The organism is Thalassospira sp. UBA1131 (genome assembly GCF_002311515.1).
In the GTDB taxonomy this organism is placed as follows: domain Bacteria; phylum Pseudomonadota; class Alphaproteobacteria; order Rhodospirillales; family Thalassospiraceae; genus Thalassospira.
Genome location: NZ_DCAO01000028.1, coordinates 1 through 15,785 on the forward strand (window position 1 = coordinate 1; position 15,785 = coordinate 15,785).

The window sequence follows — 15,785 nt, forward strand, 5'->3', positions numbered from 1 at the left end:
TCTTTACCGTATCAAGTTGATCAAGCCAGTTCATAAAGGCCCGGATCTTGGGAAGCCGAGCGCGGCTTTTCGGGCAGCAGGCATAATAATGAAACGGACTGGCCTTGGGTTGGCCGAACGGGGCGATGATCCGGCCGGTTGCCAGTTCATCGGTGATCGCAAAGGTCGGCAACAACGCCACACCAAGTCCGGCAACAGCGGCCTGCATCGCCATGGTGAAATGCTCAAACTTCGGTCCGTTTTCACCGTCAATATCACTAAGCCCACTTGCCGCAAGCCAATCGGCCCAACCGCGTGGCCGGGTCGCGATATGCAACAACGGAAAGTTTCGCAAGTCTTCTGGCTGTGGCGCGCGTCCCAGATTGGCAACCAGTTGCGAGCTGCAGATCGGGACCATTTCCTCGCCATGCAGGATGTGGGCATCAAGTTCCGACCACTTTCCTTCGCCGAACAGAACCGCGATATCAATTTGTTCACGATCAAAATCGGGCATGCCGATCCGCGAAATGAAATTGATCGCAATGTCGGGATATCTGGCCCGAAAGTCAGGCAATAATGGAATAAGGCAGCGCGATCCGAACGTTGGCGGCGCCGCAACCGTCAAAACCCCGCTTTCCGATCCGCCCGACAAAAGGGTCAAGGTCGCACTTTCAAGCTGATCAAGGGCCGGGCGAATGGATTGCAGATAACTTTCGCCTTCTGGCGTTAAGATCAATCGCTGCTTTTCACGGGCAAACAGCTTGCAGCCAAGCCAGGTTTCAAGGCCCTGTATTTGGCGACTGACCGCACTTTGTGTCAGGTAAAGTTCCTCTGCGGCGCGCGATGCGCTGCCAAACCGGGCAGTCTGTTCAAAGCAACTGAGTGCCTTCAGGCTGGGAATGCGACGGGCCAAGACGATATCCTGATGTGATCAATTCAGGATAGTTTATGATTTTTTTGCATAATCTGCATCACTTTTATCATTTGCAAGTTGGCTAGCGAGTTCCTAGCTTTAACCCATAAGCATCTAAGCTTTTCAGGGGTAGCGTCATCTCGCCCTTCTATGGCGCTGCCCCTGCTTTCTGTAGAAAAATTCATAAAGGACCATGTGAATGGCAAGCCGCGCACCGTTTCATTGGGAAGATCCGCTCCTGCTTGAAGAGCAGTTGAGCGAAGACGAACGCATGATCCGCGATGCGGCCCGTGCATATTGTCAGGAAAACCTCCAGACACGCGTTCTGGAAGCCAACCGTCATGAGATTTTCCATCGTGAAATCATGACCGAGATGGGTGAACTTGGCCTGCTTGGCCCGACCATCCCCGAGGAATACGGCGGACCGGGCGTGAACCATGTCGCCTATGGGCTGGTGGCCCGCGAAGTCGAACGCGTTGACTCCGGTTATCGCTCGGCAATGTCGGTGCAGAGCTCGCTCGTGATGCATCCGATTTATGCTTATGGCAGCGAAGAACAGCGCAAGAAATATCTGCCGAAACTGGCAACTGGTGAATGGGTTGGCTGCTTTGGCCTGACCGAGCCGGACCACGGTTCCGATCCGGGTGGCATGAAAACCCGAGCACGCAAGGCCGATGGTGGTTTCACCCTGTCGGGAGCGAAAATGTGGATCACCAACAGCCCGATCGCAGACGTATTTGTCGTTTGGGCCAAGGATGACGAAGGCGTCATTCGCGGCTTCATCCTTGAAAAGGATATGAAGGGTCTGTCGGCACCGAAGATCGAAGGCAAGTTTTCGCTCCGTGCGTCGATCACGGGTGAAATCGTCATGGACAATGTCTTTGTGCCTGAAGAAAACATGCTGCCGAATGCCAAGGGCCTTGGTGGTCCGTTCGGTTGCCTGAACAAGGCACGTTACGGCATTGCTTGGGGTGCGATGGGGGCTGCTGAATTCTGCTGGCACGCGGCACGTCAGTACACCATGGATCGTAAACAGTTCGGTCGTCCGCTTGCGGCGAACCAGCTGATCCAGCTGAAACTAGCCAACATGCAGACCGAAATCACCCTTGGCCTGCAGGGCGCGCTTCAGGTTGGTCGTCTGCTTGACGAAGGCAAGGGTGCACCGGAAGCCATTTCGCTGATGAAGCGTAACAACTGTGGCAAGGCGCTTGATATTGCCCGTGTTGCCCGTGACATGCATGGCGGTAACGGTATCGCCGATGAATACCACGTCATTCGTCATGCGATGAACCTTGAAGCGGTCAATACCTATGAAGGTACGCACGATGTTCACGCCCTGATCCTTGGGCGGGCGCAGACCGGAATTCAGGCCTTCACCGCAGAGGCTTGATCCCAAAAACTTGATCGGGCGGCGGCAGAAATGTTGTCGCCCGATTTGATTCCAGCTGCTTTTTCCCAGCTGCCTTTTTCCAAGTCGATATTTCGGGATATTCAGATGACTGGCGCACTTTCCGGGCTTCGTGTTCTTGACCTTTCGCGCGTACTGGCCGGGCCGTGGGCCAGCCAGACCCTTGCCGATATGGGGGCCGAGGTCATCAAGGTCGAACGTCCCGGTGCCGGTGATGATACCCGTGGCTGGGGTCCGCCCTTTGCCAAGGATGCCAATGGCAATGACACCACCGAGGCTGCATATTACCTGACGGCGAACCGTGGCAAGAAGTCGCTGACCATCGACATCACCAAGCCCGAAGGCCAGGAGATTGTGCGCAATCTCGCGGCTGAAAGCGACGTGGTTCTGGAAAACTTCAAGGTTGGTGGCCTTGCCAAATACGGTCTTGATTATGCGACCCTTTCCAAGGTGAACCCGAAACTCGTCTATTGCTCGATCACCGGCTTTGGTCAGGACGGCCCCTATAAGGATCGCCCGGGCTATGACTTCATGATCCAGGGCATGGGCGGGTTGATGAGCATCACCGGTGCGCCCGATAGTGCCCCGGGTGGGCAGCCGATGAAGGTTGGCGTTGCGGTTGCCGATATCTTTACCGGGCTTTACGCAACGATTGGCATTCTGGCCGCCTTGCGTCACCGCGATGAAACCGGCGAGGGGCAGTATATAGATCTCGCCCTTTTGGATGTGCAGACCGCCGTTCTTGCCAATCAGGCGATGAACTATCTTGCGACCGGTAATGCGCCGGGCCGTCTTGGCAATGCGCATCCCAATATCGTGCCTTATGAAGCCTTTCCGACGGCCGATGGTTATCTGATTCTGGCGGTTGGTAATGACAGCCAGTTCAAAAGCTTCTGCGCGGTCGCGGGGCTGGATGCCTTGCCGCTTGATGAACGCTATGCCACCAACCGCAACCGTGTGGCCAATCGCGTTGAGCTGGTGCCGCTAATCCGTCAGGCAATGGTGGCCAAAACCACCGACGCGTGGATTGATGCACTTGAAAAGGCCAATGTGCCCTGCGGTCCGATCAACACCCTTGATCGTGTTTTTGATAATCCGCAGGTCAAGCATCGCGGTATGGTCAAGCAGCTTGATCATCCGACGGCCGGAACTGTCCCGACAGTTGCCAACCCAATCAAGTTTTCCAAAACACCGATCACGGATGAAAAAGCCCCGCCGACGCTGGGGCAACACAGCGACGAAATCTTGCGCAACGTGGCCGACCTTAGCGACGACCAGATTGCCAAGCTGCGTGACGCCGGCATTGTCTGATCTGACGGCGATTACCGCGCGTTTGGTGTCCTCTGATTGCCTTTCTGTCCCAGATGTCCTCGTTTTGCGGGAATAGTGCGCTGCACATTATTTTGTAAAGTGTCTATATGACGCAATCAGAACCAGTTTGGATGCCATTTTAAGGCGGATATTGCGGAACTTCTGTAAATATCGACGCTTTCTCGACCACCGGATTGCAAGTCTCTGTAGATTTTATATCATTTTACAAAATACAAATTTGGGGAAGTGCATGTCAGAAGTAGTCATTTCGGCAAAGTCTGTTGGAAAAACATTTGGGTCGGGTGCCGATAAAGTCACGGCACTGGACGACGTATCTGTCGATATCTTTCAGAATGAATTTTTCACCATGTTGGGTCCTTCTGGCTGTGGCAAAACGACTTTGCTGCGTCTGATCGGCGGGTTTGAACAGGCGACTTCGGGGCAAATTTTGCTCGAAGGAAAGGCGCTAAATGACCTTCCGCCTTACAAGCGGCCAATCAACACGGTGTTTCAATCCTATGCACTTTTCCCGCATCTGACGGTCCGGCAGAACATCACGTTCGGTCTTGAAATGCAGGGTGTGGCGCGCAAACAGGCCGATGATCGCGCCGAAGAGATGCTTGAACTTGTGCGGCTCGCCCAATATGGCGACCGCGTGCCAAGCCAGCTTTCCGGTGGTCAGCAGCAACGTATTGCACTGGCCCGTGCATTGGCCCCGGCGCCAAAGGTTTTGCTGCTTGATGAGCCGCTTTCGGCACTTGATCTGAAATTGCGCAAGGAAATGCAGGTTGAACTCAAACGCCTGCAGACAGAAACCGGGATCACCTTTGTTTTTGTCACCCATGACCAGGAAGAAGCACTGGCGATGTCAGACCGCATTGCGGTTATGAAATCAGGCGAAATTCTGCAGATCGGCGCGCCGCGCGAAATCTATGAAGCCCCGACCCACCGCTTTGTTGCCGACTTTATCGGAGACAGTAATTTCCTTGTTGGCAATCTTGTCGATGATGGTGCTGGCAAGCGTGCTGTAAAGCTTGGCGGTGGTCAGGTGATTGAACTGACACAGGATGTGTCCAGTCAACGAAGTGGCGAGGTTACTGTTTCGGTCCGTCCAGAACGTCTTGGACTAGTTGCTGAAAATCAGGCCGGGGCCAATCAGCTTGTCGGGACCGTTTCCACCGTCATCTATTTCGGCACGGATACGACCTATCAGATTGATCTCGGCAATGACGCCCTGTTGACAGTCCGGATGCAAAACGGATCGGGTGCGAAGGCCGATTTCGCCCAAGGTGAACGTGTTGGCATCACCATGTCCCCTGACTCCATTCGGGTACTGGCGGATTGATCATGGGTAATATCATACGATCCAAACGATTTTGGCTGGTCGCACCTGCCGTGGTCTATATCGGATTTTTCATGGCCGTTCCGCTGTTGCAGATGGCCTATGTTTCGATGTTGGAACGCGGCGATTATGGCGGGGTGAACTGGGGCGTGTTCTCGATGGACGCCTATATCAGTTTCATCTTTGAACGCGATCTGATGGATAATCTGGTGGTCAATACCGACTATCTTCAGATCTTTGCCCGTTCTTTTGGCCTGTCGGCGATGACTACGGTATTTGCCCTTTTGTTGGGTTTTCCGACCGCGTTTTACATTTCAACCCAACCCCAAAGCCGTCGGAACTTCCTGATCTTTCTGGTGACCATTCCGTTCTGGACCAACATTCTGGTGCGGAACTATGCGTGGATGCTGTTGCTGCGCAACGGTGGCCTGATTGATGGGGCGCTGAACTGGATGGGGATTGAAACCGGTGGGCTTGATGTCCTTTACACGCCGTACGCGGTCTCGATAGGTCTGACTTATACCTATCTGCCATTCATGGTTTTGCCGATCTATGCCAGCCTTGAAAAACTTGACCATCGACTGGTCGAGGCGGCCTTTGATCTGGGCGCGGACAAGCGCCGCGCGATGAGCCGGGTGATCCTGCCACTTGCGGCACCGGGCATTGCCGCGGGCTGCATTCTGGTCTTCATTCCGTGTCTTGGTGCATATGTCACGCCAGAGCTTCTGGGCGGTGGCAAGTTCATGATGATTGCCAACCTGATCGGCAGCCAGTTTGGTGCCGCACGTAACTGGCCGCTTGGGGCCGGGCTTGGCTTTGTGCTTCTGGCACTCGTTCTGATCTCGATGATGGTCTATTCGTTCAAGTTCAAATCATTGCCGGAGGAAAGCCGATGAAAGTCGATGCTTCCAACCCGCTGTGGCGTTTTCGCGGGATCACTTCGACGGCAATGTTTTTCTTTGCCTATCTGTATTTGCCCATTGTCGTCCTGATCGCGCTGTCGTTTAACGAAAACCGTCTGGCGACGATCTGGACCGGCTTTACCATGGACTGGTATGTCACAGCCCTTTCCAACGATGACATGCTGCGTGCGGCCCAGAACTCCATTGTAATTGCGGTGTCGGCAACCGTGCTGGCCACCATTGCAGCCACCTTGGCTGCGATGGGTATGTCACGCGGCCGGTTCAAGGGCGAGGCAGGCGTTTCCGCCATGCTGGTTCTGCCGTTGCTCGTACCTGAAATTGTCACGGCGATCGCGACCCTTCTGTTCTTTGTCGCATTGGGGATCAAGCTTGGTCTTCTGACCGTGATCATTGCCCATACAGTCTTTTGCATTCCATTTGCCTATCTGCCGATCCGCGCGCGGCTGGAGGGCATGGATCCGGCATTGGTCGAGGCGGCAAATGATTTGTATGCCAACGAATGGAAAGCCTTCCGGCGTGTGACCCTGCCGTTGCTGTGGCCGGGGATTTTGTCAGGCGCGATGTTGTCCTTCATCATCTCGCTTGATGACTTTGTCATTTCCTACTTCGTTGGCGGTGCAGGGGCGACGACCTTGCCGATCTATATTTTCGGGATGATCCGGATCGGGATCACGCCCGAGGTCAATGCTGTCTCTGCGATGATGCTGATTGTTTCAATCTTGTTTGTCAGCATCTCGTTCCTGATTGATCGTATTCGATACTGATCTCTGAAATTCAAAACGGGATTGCCGGTTCCCGGACGGGCCGGCCATCCGAATAACAAAACAACCCACCGTCCTTATTTGGGAGTCTCACGATGAAACTACGTTCTGTGCTTCTGGGAGCATCCGCGATCGCCTTGTTGTCGGTCGGTTCGGCAAAGGCGGATGGCGAACTGTTTTTCTATAACTGGTCGAACTATTTTCCGCCGGAACTGATGGAAAAATTCGAAGCGGAAACCGGCATCAAGGTGACCCTTGATGTGTATGATTCCAACGAAACCATGCTGGCAAAGCTTCAGGCCGGTGCGTCGGGCTATGACATTGCTGTCGCGTCCGACTACATGGTGGACGTGATGATCAAGGAAGGTCTGGCAACCAAGTTCGATGCCAAAAGCCTTGAAAACTTTGGCAACGTTGCCAAGCCGCACGACACCATGAAATACGATCCGGAGCGCGAATACTCCGTGACTTATCTCTGGGGGACCACCGGCTTTACCTATGATGCGGCAGCAATCGACGGCGAACTTGAAAACAGCTGGAAAGAATTCTTCGAACCGCGTGAAGAATTCCGTGGCAAGATTGGCGCGCTGAACGACGAAGTCGAAATGTTCAATGCGGCGTCCTACTATGCCGGTGTTGAAAAATGTACCGAGGACCCGGCAGAGGCCCAGAAGGTTCTTGATGTTCTGACAAAACAGAAACCCTACATTGCTGTTTACAGCTCTGAGGGCACCATCGACCGTATGTCGGCCCGCGAAGTTCAGATGCACATGCAGTGGAACGGTGCCGCCCACCGGACCAAGGAAAGCATTCCCGAGGCTGTATTTGTCTATCCGAAAGAAGGTCTGACCTATTGGGCCGATCACTTCGTCATTCCGGCGGGTGCACCGAACCTTGAAAACGCCAAGACCTTCATCAACTGGATGATGCAGCCCGAAAACGCGGCAGAAGCGTCGAACTATGCCGGTTACATGAACTCGATCAAGGGGACAGGCGAATTCATGGATCCGGCGTTGAATTCGGATCCGGCCGTGAACATGCCAGAAGAATACGCAGACCTTTTGATCGCGTCGCAGAACTGCTCGGTCAAGGCGCGTGATCTTCGTAACCGTGTCTGGACCAAACTTAAAAACTAAGTCTGGTTCTATTCCCGATCTATCTGGTCCGGCTGTCAGTTGATGGCCGGATCATGCCGCTTTTAGCTAAACGCCCTCTGAATATCAGGAACGCTGATCATGACGTCTCCGGCATCCTTCCCCGAATATGTAACCCTGGCCCTTTGGGCGACGAACCTTGGCCAACCCGTTAAAGACATGGCGGGGTGGGCTAATCACGTTGATGTCCAGATGGCCGAGGCGGCAAAGCAGGGGGCAAAGATCTTTGTCCTGCCGGAATATGCCAGCGAACAATGGTTGGCCTTCAAGCCCGATGGTTTGCAAACAGGTGAAGAAATCGCCTGGATGGCTGACCTCGCGCCCGAGGCCCGAAAATATGGCGCCGAGCTCGCCAAAAAGCATGACATGCTGCTCGTGGCTGGCAGCATGCCCTGGCACATTGATCCCGAAAATCCGGATGCCGGGCAAACCAACAGCGCGATGATTTTCACCCCGGAAGGCGACGCCATCATTCAGGACAAGCTTTCCCTGACGCCGGGCGAACAGGAACCGGAAAACTGGAACCTGACACCGGGCAAGGCATTTAATGTGATCAAATGGCGTGGGCTGAATGTGGCCGTGCTGATCTGTCTCGATATTGAAATGCCGGCCTTGTCTTGCCTGCTGGCAACGCTTGATATTGATTTGTTGCTGGTCCCATCCATGACGCTGACACCATCGGGCTATCACCGGGTGTTTGGCTGTGCAAAGGCGCGCGCGGTTGAATTGATGACCGTGGTTGCCGCCTGCGGCACGACGGGGACTGCGGTCAACACCACCAACAACCCGACCAACTATTCCGGTTGTTCGGTCTATACCCCGTGCGAACCGCAATTGGGTCATACAGGCCACTTTGCCGAGACCGAACCGACCTTTGATGATGGTGCAGATGGCGAAGTTCTGATTGCCAAGGATGTACCGATTGGTCTGGTTCGTACCCTGCGCAATGGCGAAGCCGAGGTCTGGCCGGGCGGCTGGACGGCAGGCCATGTGTCGGTGGTCAAGAACGACTGACCCAATTTTGGGCGACAAGAATAAAGCCCTCCGAATGATACAAATCCGGAGGGCTTTTTGTATGTCTGCTTACGATGAAAGAATATCGGATGACTGCATGCGCGATACACCTGCGGCCTCCATGGCACTCCATGCCGCCTCAAGCGATCCGTTCAGGTCAATCGCTCGACAGGCATCCTCGATCACGGAGACATTCAGCTCAGCCTTGCGCGCATCCTGTGCCGACCAGCTAACGCAGAAATCGGTGGCAAGACCGCAAACATAAACGTTCTTAAGCCCGCGCTCCTGCATATAGCCGGTCAGGCCGGTTTTGGTTTCGCCATCGGCCTCGACAAAGGTTGAATAGCTGTCGACTTCGCTGTGATAACCCTTGCGAATGATCAGTTGCGCATGCGGGATATCAAGGCCGGCGGCAAGTTTGGCATCGTCTGATCCCTGAACACAATGATCAGGCCACAAGACCTGTGTGCCGTAATCAAGTTCGATGGTCTCAAACGGGGCCTTGCCTGCGTGGCTGGATGCAAAGGACGCATGACCCGGCGTGTGCCAGTCTTGGGTGAAAATGACATTTTCGAACTGCTGACCAAGCTTGTTGATCAGCGGAATGATCTGGTCGCCGTCACTGACGGGCAAGGTTCCGCCGGGCAGGAAGCAGTTCTGGACATCAATGACCAGAAGGACATCTTCCTTGTTCTTACCGATCATGCCCGATGCCAGTGCCGTTCTAGCAGATCCCAATAGGGATGCAGATGCAAGTGATCCTGCACCGATGACGCCAAGTCCGGTGAGGAAACGACGACGATTTAGGGAATAAGAGGAATTGTTCAAGATCGCCTACCTGATATTGGTGGCCAGCGCGTCGCTTATGATTGTCTGATATGGTTCTTTTGCGCGGCCCCTTGTTATAAGGGCTTGAACGTTCCTCTGATTTGATCAGGATTGGGCCAGAACGCAGGAAAGTCAAGCGGCACCAGCGGGTACCTGTTTGACGCATAGGACGCAAAGTCAGGATCAGGAGCAAGACGGAAGATGAAAATCGCGGTTATGGGTGCCGGGGCAGTTGGGTGTTATTATGGTGCGATGCTGGCCCGTGCCGGTCACGATGTTACCCTGATCGGGCGGGCAAATCATGTCGAGGCGATGAACCGCGATGGCTTGTTGCTCGATTTCGGGTCCTCGCAGGAATATGTCACCGTGACGGGGAATACGGATGCCGCCGGTGTTGCCGGTGCGGATATGATCCTGTTTTGCGTCAAATCCACTGACACCATTGAGGCTGGCGAGCAGATTAAGCCATTCATCTCTGCCAACACGATTGTGCTTAGCTTGCAGAACGGTGTGGATAACGCCGAACGACTTGGTGGTGTTCTTGGTCAACCAGTTATTCCGGTTGTGGTCTATGTGGCGACCAGTATGGGCGGCCCGGGCCACGTCAAACACCATGGCCGGGGCGAGCTTGTCATCGGCCCATCTGCGCAAAGTCAGACAGTCGTCGATACACTGGTGCCAGCCAAAATTCCGGTTGAGGTCTCCGACAATGCCGAAGGCGCCCTTTGGGCGAAGATGATCCTGAATTGTGCCTATAACGCGCTTTCCGCGATTACACAGCGCCCTTACGGTGAAGTCGTGCAAGGTGTCGGTGTCTGGGATGTAATGCGTAATGCGGTGGATGAATGTCTGGCCGTTGCCAAGGGATGTGGGGTGACGGTGCCGGGTGATGTTTGGGTCGCGATTGAAAAGATCGCCGAAACCATGCCCGGTCAGTTTTCCTCAACCGCACAGGATCTGGCGCGCGGCAAAGCAAGCGAGATTGATTTCCTGAACGGGTATATCGTTCGCAAGGGGGCGGAGCTTGATATCGCAACGCCGACCAATCTTGCCCTGCATGCACTGACCAAGCTTCAGGAAACCAAATTGGCGTAATCGCCGGATTATTCGGCCGGGGAGTTGGCCGGCTCGGTTGATGCCTCGGTCGTTCTTTTGAATTTGCGGGCAACGGCTGCAACGATCTGGTCGTTAAACATCACCAGGGCTGCGGCCATCACGATGAAGACACCGCCCATCAGGCTGATCGGGGCGGGCAAAACGCCAAACACGACAAGATCCAGAATGATCGCCCAAATCATGGCGGTATATTCAAAGGCCGACAGGGTCGATGCCGGGGCACGTGCCAATGCCTCGGTCAAGGCGATATGGGCAAGCCCGCCAGTGAGCCCGGCACCAATCAGGAAGACAATGTTGCTTGTCGAAAGCGGTGCCCAGCCAAACGGGATGGTCAGAAGTCCGCCGATCGAACAGATCACGGCAAAGTAAAAGGCAATCGTGCCAGACGGTTCTGTCGTGGTCAGCGACTTGATCTGTACCTTGGCAAAGGCCGTGGTGACAGCAAAGGCCACACCGGCACCAATCCCGATCAGGGTATTGTGATCCAGCCCCGGGGTCGACAGCATCGGCCACAGCATCAGGAATACCCCGGCAAAGCCGCCGATGGTTGCACTGATCACAAGCCATCCCGGATTTTCACGCAGCGTGATGATCGCAACCGGGATCAGAATAAGCGGGGCAAGGAAGCCAAGTGCAGTGGCCAGCGCCAGCGGAAGGTAAGCCAGCGATACAAAGGCCAGAAACATCGAAACGCAGCCATACGTGCTGCGTTTCAGATGTCCAAACGGGCGTTTGGTCTTAAGCGCCCTGGGAAACTGATTGCGCCACATCAGGTAAGCCACAATCGGGATCAGGGCGACACTGCTCCGCCAGAAAACGATCTGACCTGTCGGGGCCTCAAAGGATGCCAACCGGACAAACAGGTTCATGACCCCGAACAATCCGGTCGCGGCAAGGCGTAACCCAATTCCAGACCAGAAACTGTTCATTGCGATCTTCCTGAATGGTGGCGGGTGCTTAGCACCTGTTTTCAGGAATATCGTAAGTTGGGGGCGGGCAATACTGATAAAATTTCATGTCAGAGATGCGGGAAATCTGACACGGCTTGGCGGTAAAAGGGGCGTTTCAAAGGGTGTGCAGCCACTTTTCATAGCGTGTATCACGTTCACTGCCATCCGCGTCCTGCACGTTATTCAATGCATTTTGCTGGCTGCGTCTGAAATCACCCGGCGTCATGTCAAATTTTTCGCGAAATGCCCGGATGAAGGACGTGTCGCTGGAAAATCCGCATTCAAGCGCGACGTCGTAAAGGGAACGGGGGCGCTTCGTTGTGGTGCTAAGCAATTGCTTGGCACGGCGCAGACGCAGATCACGTGTGTAGCGATAAACGCCGCCATGCTCTTCAAGCAACTGATACAGCTTGGACCGTGAAATTCCGAGCTCTCTTGCCGCACGGTCCGGGGTGAGATCGGGGCGTGAAAAATTCTCCCGGAAATAACGCCGGATCAGCGTCATGACTTCAAGGTTCTGACGTTTGTTTGTGGTCTCGCTTGTTTCGCCATATGCGGAATTGAGGCAGGCGGCAAGCATATCGGCAAAGCTGTTTTCAAGCACATGGGCATGCTCGGTCTTGAGCGCAGACGCATTGGCCTTCAGCGAGCGCATCAGATTTGCAACAATCCGGACCATCGGGTCACGCGGGCTGAGAAACCGCATGTTGTGATCTTCGGGCAGGGTAAGCCGGTCTTCAAGAAGGGGGCGAGGAATGATGAAGGCAAGGTTATCAAAATCGCTTGTTGTCGCCCGTGCTACTTGCGACAGGTCCTGAAAGAGCAAGCCGTCGGCTTCTATTTCCTGGCCGTCCTTGCCATCATCTGTCGACATGCCGCCGTTATAGTAAAGCTGGACCATATAATGATCCATGCCGTCGGCAGCAATTGTCTTGGAACTGCGTTCCCAGAACTGATGTGTGCTGTTGGTGCGGGCGATCATCATCGATCCCAACAAATCCGCATCCAATGTTGCATGGAAGTTGTTCTTGCGGATGTCGGGAAGGGTTTCGACGCTGAAAATGCAGTCAATACTACTTTGCCAAACGTCATAACGTTTGGACATAGGTAGGTCATTGACCGTGAAAAAAGTATGGGTTGCTGACTGTGTCATGCCTGACTCCCGGTTTTGCTTCATTGCAAACAACGCTACTTGCGCGGGTTCATCTGGATTAATATTCGACATCTCTAATACCAGATTTTTTTCATATTAAGCGGAAACCGGACGTTTCGTCAAAACCACAAAGGTATAGGTTTAGGTGAAAATGAACGCAAAGGTATTATGATTGCGTAAGGGGATCTGGATTATACCTTTGGTTTTAAGGTGTTATGGCTATACGGGATGTTAGGGATTATTTTTCCGAAATCCCTTTATTAGGTGTTTTGGATGGTTCGCACATTTTTTTGGACGCTTCGTGCATTGTCACCCCGCTGCACATGGTAGAAATCCAAAAAACAGAGATGCCGCCTATGACGAAGAACAGAAAACGCTGGCGGCCCTTATCAGTGTGTGCACCGAACCTTGGGGGATTAGATGCATTCGACAGAACCACATCCGGCACGCCGGACGGGGGAGAAAAACTATGCCGGCCCCGGTCGTGACTGGGGAAAGAATTGCCACGTGTTACCCGGACGTCGTCAAGGCGAGAAAAATCACAATTTCTGGCAGAGCCGGGAAGATCAGGAACCGGTTTTCCTATCCTTTGATGATGAACCATCAGCAGCGTCATGCTTTGGCGATCCTGAGATGGCGCAAGGTGCAGAACCGTCTTCTGTGAACCAGTCTCTTGCGGCGACCTTCGATATGATGAAGTCGCTTTCTGAACTGGTCCGCGTATTGGAAGCCATCCGTTCTGTTTCCAATGAAAATGATATCTTCAGCGCAGACGAGCGACTTCTGGACCAAAGGAAAGACACGTCGTCAGCAGGTGGCGAAGGCAATGGCACCCGCCCATGGGTGCTGGCCGTGATTGACCAGCTGGCCGTATTGGGCGCATCGGAACGCATTCCGTCGCTCAACCATGGTGCGAAGGCAATGGCCTATGGCGACCGCATTCAAGCGGCGAATGATGTCGTATCACGGGTCTCGCACTAAAAATAAACTCAAGATCGACCGTAAAGGACTGGAAGTATCACTGCCCTAAGTGAGGCTGACTTGCGATCACCCGGTGTGTATTGCAGTGTGTATTTCTGTTTCCTGATCCAGGCATAAATGCGCGTCAGACCGGATAGTGTATCTGGGGGCTGTTGGCTGCTGCGTGCTTTTTGAAAGCCTTGTCAAATGCCGAAAAGCAGGGTTTTGATACGTTTTTTGGACAATTTGCATATTCATATGGATGGAATGTGCAATTCCAGCAAATAACCTGTGGTATTTGTGGATTAAATAATAAGACACATGTCCGTTCACAGAGTGGGAATATCTGCGTTCAAGTAAGGGCATGGATATCAGAGAAGCGCATTTATTACGCTCTGGGGAAAGAGATGATGTCGTACGAACCACATCCGGCACGCCGGAAGGGTGAGGTTAATTGTACCGGTCATGGACGTGACTGGGGACAAAACAGCCATATTCTTCCAGGGCGTCGCGTCAATGAGCCCAACCATCAGGCTTGGAAAAGCCGCATGGCAGCGGGCATATACAAATACGAACCTTCCGATGCAGACGGTGATGGATTATTTGCCGACTACATTGAAGAAGCTTCGGTCGCCGTGACCCGGACTTTCGAAAACAGTGTCGGGATGCTTAAATCCGTGATGGAAATGATGGCGTTTCTTGAAGGTATCCGCGTCATGCATCATGACGGTGCTGTTGCGCCGAAAACGGATAAACGCCTTGATCGTCTGAGCAATGGCAGGTTTACCAATCGTGCGTCGGAAAACGCGACGCATGAACGAAACGGCTTGTCCTCGGAATTCATGGTTCAGCTTCACAACATGTGCACCAATGGGCAGAAGCCCTGCCCGGACCATGTGAAAGTGACAAAGCGGTACGGAACATATCTTGAGCCCGAGCACGAGATCATTCCGCCGAAACCACGTGTAACCCGTTACGACCACTGAGTGTCTCGGGCTTATCGGAAATAGCTACCCGGTGTGCGGCCTGTGGCCTTGCGAAACATGGCGATAAAGGCCGATGGGGTCTCATAGCCAAGATCAAGTGCGATCTCGGTCACCGGACGGTCATTGGCGAGCTTTTCAAGCGCATGGAGCAGACGAAGCTTTTGCCGCCATTCGCGGAACGGCATGCCGGTTTCGCGCTGAAAAAGCCGGGCAAGTGTGCGGCTTGAGGCGCCGCATACCTTTGCCCAGTCCTCAAGCGTGCGGTTATCGGCCGGATCGCCTTGCAGATGATCGCAAATGCGTGCCAGTCGGGTGTCCTTGGGCGCAGGTAGATAAAGCTTGTCCTGATCGGGGGCCTTGATCTGATCGAGCAATACGCGGATCAGGCGGCCTTCTTCTCCATCTTCATTATATTCGACCGGAATTTCGGTTGCAGCCCGGATCAGTTCGCGCAAAAGCGGACTGACTTCCAGAACCATGCAGCGATCGGGCAGGTTGGCGGCAACGTCCCGACCGATATAAAGGTGGCGGGCCCGGGTAAAGCCCGTGCAGGTCACCGCATGCTGCGTGTGGGGCGGGACCCATACCGCGCGCTGTGGCGGCACGATCCACATCCCGGCCTCTGTCACCACGGTCATCGTGCCCTCAATCGCATATAAAAGCTGGTTCCAGTCATGGCTGTGTGCCGCAACATGATAGCCAGCAGGCATATCACTGACCCGGACATATACCGCGCGTGGCAACTCACGCGGGCGGGGGATCTTGTTGTGATGTTCCGGACGTCCGTCAAAGGTGTTGAGGATATGAACCATGATGCGGCGACATTCAAAACTGTCTTGATTGCGATATATGATGGCAGATTACCGCAAGACAGACGGATCGGACAGGTTTAACTTGGTCGCATTCCAAAACGCACAAGATGTGACAGGGGCGTCGCCACCACAACGATCCTGTCCTCGGAGGTACAATGTCCAAGGAAATCATACC

General features: G+C 54.0%; 16 protein-coding genes. 10 read left to right on the plus strand and 6 right to left on the minus strand.

Annotation, left to right across the window (positions count from 1 at the left end):
- Positions 1 to 892: transcriptional regulator GcvA (gene gcvA, locus B3Z49_RS04035; RefSeq protein ID WP_296988391.1), on the minus strand; the 892-nt coding region annotated here is incomplete at its 3' end.
- 199 nt (positions 893 to 1,091) lie between these two features.
- Between gcvA and B3Z49_RS04040 the strand changes: the two genes are divergently transcribed.
- From B3Z49_RS04040 to B3Z49_RS04070, 7 genes are all read left to right on the plus strand, one after another.
- On the plus strand, positions 1,092 to 2,282 hold the full coding sequence (locus tag B3Z49_RS04040) for an acyl-CoA dehydrogenase (RefSeq protein WP_296988393.1): 1,191 nt from the start codon (positions 1,092 to 1,094) through the stop codon (positions 2,280 to 2,282).
- Between the two features lie 105 nt (positions 2,283 to 2,387).
- A complete protein-coding gene (locus B3Z49_RS04045) occupies positions 2,388 to 3,611 on the plus strand; it encodes a CaiB/BaiF CoA transferase family protein (protein ID WP_296988394.1) in 1,224 nt (407 codons plus the stop codon).
- A 250-nt stretch (positions 3,612 to 3,861) separates the two neighbouring features.
- Positions 3,862 to 4,956, plus strand: a complete 1,095-nt coding sequence (locus tag B3Z49_RS04050; RefSeq protein ID WP_296988396.1) for an ABC transporter ATP-binding protein — start codon at positions 3,862 to 3,864, stop codon at positions 4,954 to 4,956.
- Between the two features lie 2 nt (positions 4,957 to 4,958).
- Positions 4,959 to 5,849: an ABC transporter permease gene (locus tag B3Z49_RS04055; RefSeq protein ID WP_064779788.1), complete on the plus strand. Its 891-nt coding sequence runs from the start codon at positions 4,959 to 4,961 to the stop codon at positions 5,847 to 5,849.
- On the plus strand, positions 5,846 to 6,640 hold the full coding sequence (locus tag B3Z49_RS04060; RefSeq protein ID WP_063088623.1) for an ABC transporter permease: 795 nt from the start codon (positions 5,846 to 5,848) through the stop codon (positions 6,638 to 6,640). The genes B3Z49_RS04055 and B3Z49_RS04060 overlap by 4 nt, the downstream gene beginning before the upstream one ends.
- A 92-nt stretch (positions 6,641 to 6,732) precedes the next feature.
- Positions 6,733 to 7,773, plus strand: coding sequence for an extracellular solute-binding protein (locus B3Z49_RS04065; RefSeq protein ID WP_296988399.1), 1,041 nt, complete (start codon positions 6,733 to 6,735; stop codon positions 7,771 to 7,773).
- 99 nt (positions 7,774 to 7,872) lie between these two features.
- Positions 7,873 to 8,805 (plus strand): nitrilase-related carbon-nitrogen hydrolase, encoded by a 933-nt coding sequence (locus B3Z49_RS04070; protein ID WP_296988400.1) that lies wholly within the window; start codon positions 7,873 to 7,875, stop codon positions 8,803 to 8,805.
- A gap of 69 nt (positions 8,806 to 8,874) precedes the next feature.
- Here B3Z49_RS04070 and B3Z49_RS04075 read toward each other — a convergent pair whose 3' ends face one another.
- Complete coding sequence (locus tag B3Z49_RS04075; protein ID WP_296988402.1) at positions 8,875 to 9,633, minus strand: nicotinamidase; 759 nt, start codon at positions 9,631 to 9,633, stop codon at positions 8,875 to 8,877.
- Positions 9,634 to 9,834: 201 nt separating this feature from the next.
- Here B3Z49_RS04075 and B3Z49_RS04080 point away from each other — a divergent pair, with 201 nt between their 5' ends.
- Positions 9,835 to 10,728 carry a ketopantoate reductase family protein gene (locus B3Z49_RS04080; RefSeq protein WP_296988404.1) on the plus strand — a complete coding sequence of 298 codons (894 nt, stop codon included), beginning with the start codon at positions 9,835 to 9,837 and terminating at the stop codon, positions 10,726 to 10,728.
- An 8-nt stretch (positions 10,729 to 10,736) separates the two neighbouring features.
- Here the strand turns inward: B3Z49_RS04080 and B3Z49_RS04085 are convergent, their stop codons facing one another.
- The 3 genes from B3Z49_RS04085 to B3Z49_RS04095 all read right to left on the minus strand — a co-directional run bounded on the left by B3Z49_RS04085 (position 10,737) and on the right by B3Z49_RS04095 (position 13,468).
- On the minus strand, positions 10,737 to 11,678 hold the full coding sequence (locus tag B3Z49_RS04085; RefSeq protein ID WP_296988405.1) for a DMT family transporter: 942 nt from the start codon (positions 11,676 to 11,678) through the stop codon (positions 10,737 to 10,739).
- A gap of 136 nt (positions 11,679 to 11,814) precedes the next feature.
- Entirely contained in the window at positions 11,815 to 12,852 is a 1,038-nt protein-coding gene (locus B3Z49_RS04090) for an AraC family transcriptional regulator (protein WP_168173383.1), read from the minus strand.
- A gap of 238 nt (positions 12,853 to 13,090) precedes the next feature.
- Positions 13,091 to 13,468, minus strand: coding sequence for a hypothetical protein (locus tag B3Z49_RS04095; RefSeq protein ID WP_296988408.1), 378 nt, complete (start codon positions 13,466 to 13,468; stop codon positions 13,091 to 13,093).
- A 17-nt stretch (positions 13,469 to 13,485) separates the two neighbouring features.
- Here B3Z49_RS04095 and B3Z49_RS04100 point away from each other — a divergent pair, with 17 nt between their 5' ends.
- Both B3Z49_RS04100 and B3Z49_RS04105 read left to right on the plus strand, forming a co-directional pair.
- Positions 13,486 to 13,833, plus strand: a complete 348-nt coding sequence (locus B3Z49_RS04100; protein WP_296988409.1) for a hypothetical protein — start codon at positions 13,486 to 13,488, stop codon at positions 13,831 to 13,833.
- Between the two features lie 152 nt (positions 13,834 to 13,985).
- Positions 13,986 to 14,798: a hypothetical protein gene (locus B3Z49_RS04105; protein ID WP_296988411.1), complete on the plus strand. Its 813-nt coding sequence runs from the start codon at positions 13,986 to 13,988 to the stop codon at positions 14,796 to 14,798.
- Between the two features lie 11 nt (positions 14,799 to 14,809).
- Here B3Z49_RS04105 and B3Z49_RS04110 read toward each other — a convergent pair whose 3' ends face one another.
- A complete protein-coding gene (locus tag B3Z49_RS04110; protein ID WP_296988412.1) occupies positions 14,810 to 15,610 on the minus strand; it encodes an AraC family transcriptional regulator in 801 nt (266 codons plus the stop codon).
- Positions 15,611 to 15,785 lie beyond the last annotated feature (175 nt).